Raw genomic sequence first — 1,944 nt, 5'->3', positions numbered from 1 at the left:
GCCGAAAACTAAACGTAAGCCGGGGAAAAATTTCATTGTGAACGAAGCTTTATATCTTCCAGTACAACTAAATGAGGTTTTACACACCTATTAACCGAAGACAAGAAGATCCTCATATTTTTACATATAAAATCCAGATACAGCCAGGCCTTTCCATAATCCTGCTGAATGTGATATAATTTTAATACAGATAGGCGCGAAACTTAATGGCTTTTATAAAAGAAATTGTGAAAGAAGGGAAGAAAAAGGTAAAGTTGAATTCTGCAGGTGGTGCTAATATGGAAGAATATTATAATTTTCTAAAAAACAGAGAGGAACAAAAAAGGCAGAAAGTCAACAAATTCCGAGAGCGCAAACGAAATGATCTAAAACAAATCATTAATGAGCTAGCAGCAGAAATTGATTCCCTGGAACTGGTGATAATTTTTGGCTCTTTCCTTGAAAACAATGCTCGCAGGCCAAATGATATTGATATATACATGGAAAAAATCCCTGCAGAAAAATATTTTATTCTGCGCAGAAAACTGGAAGAGGCACTGGAAATGCCAGTAGACCTGCATACCCAGACAAAAAGTCATGATTTTATTAAAAAAATCAAAAGGAAAGGAGAGGTACTTCTTGCAGGAGAAAATTGAAATATTGAGAGCAGAAATCAAAGAAGACCTTGAAAGCATAAAAGAAATAAAATCTGAATTTGACGATTTTATTGACCACATTGATTGGGAAAACCCTAAAGATAATGAGCAGGTTATTATCGGGTATAAACTTCACAATTTTTATAATGCCTGCGAAAATATTTTTAAAAATATTGCCAGATTTTTTGAAAATGTTGCTGAGAATAATGAATGGCACAAAAAACTATTAAAACGGATGAAAATGGAAATCGAGGGTGTACGTCCCGCAGTAATAAGTCACGAACTTTATCTGATTCTGGATGATTTTAGAGCTTTTAGACATGTTTTTCGCCATCTTTATGATGGGAAATTGGATTGGCAAAAACAAAAAATTGTAGTTGATAAATTTGACCGGGCTGCTAATATGATGATAGAAGAACTCGAGGAATTTTGTGATAAGTTGAAAGAGATGGCATAATCAATTTAATAAAGGCTTTTCTTTTATTTCGAAAAGTTCTTTTCCGAAAGTCCAGCAGAATATTTTTTTAATAGCATCTCAATTGATTCGATTTTTCCTAACCTTCTGCCTTTTCGATAATTTTCAAGGATTGAGTGAATTTCTTCTTCAGTATAGCCTGCTTCATCCAGGCCTTTCCATAATGCTGCTGAATGTGATATAATTTAAATACAGATAGGAGCGAGACACTGCTGCCTAAAATATTTCAAACAAAGTTGAGGCTAAAAATTGTTAGTTATCTTTTACAGGGTGCTAAAAACATGAAAAATGTAATCCCCAGGGACCACCAAGATCAAGTTGATAAAGCTGTAGAAATTTTAAAAGAAGCTGGCTGTGATGAAATTTATGTCTATGGTTCTATTCTTGATAAGGATAAAGAGTCTTCTGATATAGATTTAGCAGTTAAAGGTTGTCCACCTGACAAATTTTTCAAAGTTTATAGCGAGCTGATGTTTGCTCTCGATTATCCAGTGGATTTAATTGACCTGGATAGAGATAAAGATTTCGCTGAATATCTTATGTCGAAGGGGAAATTATTAAATGTCTCATGACAAAAAAGAAATGAAGGATAAAATCCATTATCTGTGGTATTTCAACACCTTTTAAAGTCGAACTTCCAGAAATGACTTTACACATCCGGCGACATCATCAGATTCATTTCGAGAATAAACCGGCACACTGACTCCGGTATTATGATTTTGGATACGTCCTCATCGAACCTCTCGACAATTTTTCTTAAATCTCTGTTCTTGCGCTCCGTTTTGCCGTTGTAACTGGGCTGATAGTTTTGTCTGAATCATAATAATTATCCTT

3 protein-coding genes are annotated in these 1,944 nt (G+C 34.4%); all 3 read left to right on the top strand.

Annotated features, from left to right (window positions below):
- The first annotated feature begins 206 nt into the window (after positions 1-206).
- Positions 207-635 carry a nucleotidyltransferase family protein gene (locus tag BLT15_RS12995; protein WP_089762509.1) on the top strand — a complete coding sequence of 143 codons (429 nt, stop codon included), beginning with the start codon at positions 207-209 and terminating at the stop codon, positions 633-635.
- Between the two features lie 4 nt (positions 636-639).
- Positions 640-1,092 carry a ribonuclease toxin HepT-like protein gene (locus BLT15_RS12990; protein WP_143423113.1) on the top strand — a complete coding sequence of 151 codons (453 nt, stop codon included), beginning with the start codon at positions 640-642 and terminating at the stop codon, positions 1,090-1,092.
- Between the two features lie 299 nt (positions 1,093-1,391).
- Positions 1,392-1,682, top strand: coding sequence for a nucleotidyltransferase family protein (locus tag BLT15_RS12985; protein ID WP_089762505.1), 291 nt, complete (start codon positions 1,392-1,394; stop codon positions 1,680-1,682).
- The last annotated feature ends 262 nt before the right edge of the window (positions 1,683-1,944 follow it).

Source organism: Halarsenatibacter silvermanii, assembly GCF_900103135.1.
In the GTDB taxonomy this organism is placed as follows: Bacteria; Bacillota; Halanaerobiia; order Halanaerobiales; family Halarsenatibacteraceae; genus Halarsenatibacter; species Halarsenatibacter silvermanii.
The sequence above is the reverse complement of the archived record's forward strand: the minus strand, read 5'-3'. Positions and strand labels throughout refer to the sequence as shown.

Bases quoted from the DNA above. Each gene is read 5' to 3' on its own strand.
- BLT15_RS12985 (WP_089762505.1), top strand. From the start codon at position 1,392: ATGAAAAATGTAATCCCCAGGGACCACCAAGATCAAGTTGATAAAGCT.
- BLT15_RS12995 (WP_089762509.1), top strand. From the start codon at position 207: ATGGCTTTTATAAAAGAAATTGTGAAAGAAGGGAAGAAAAAGGTAAAG.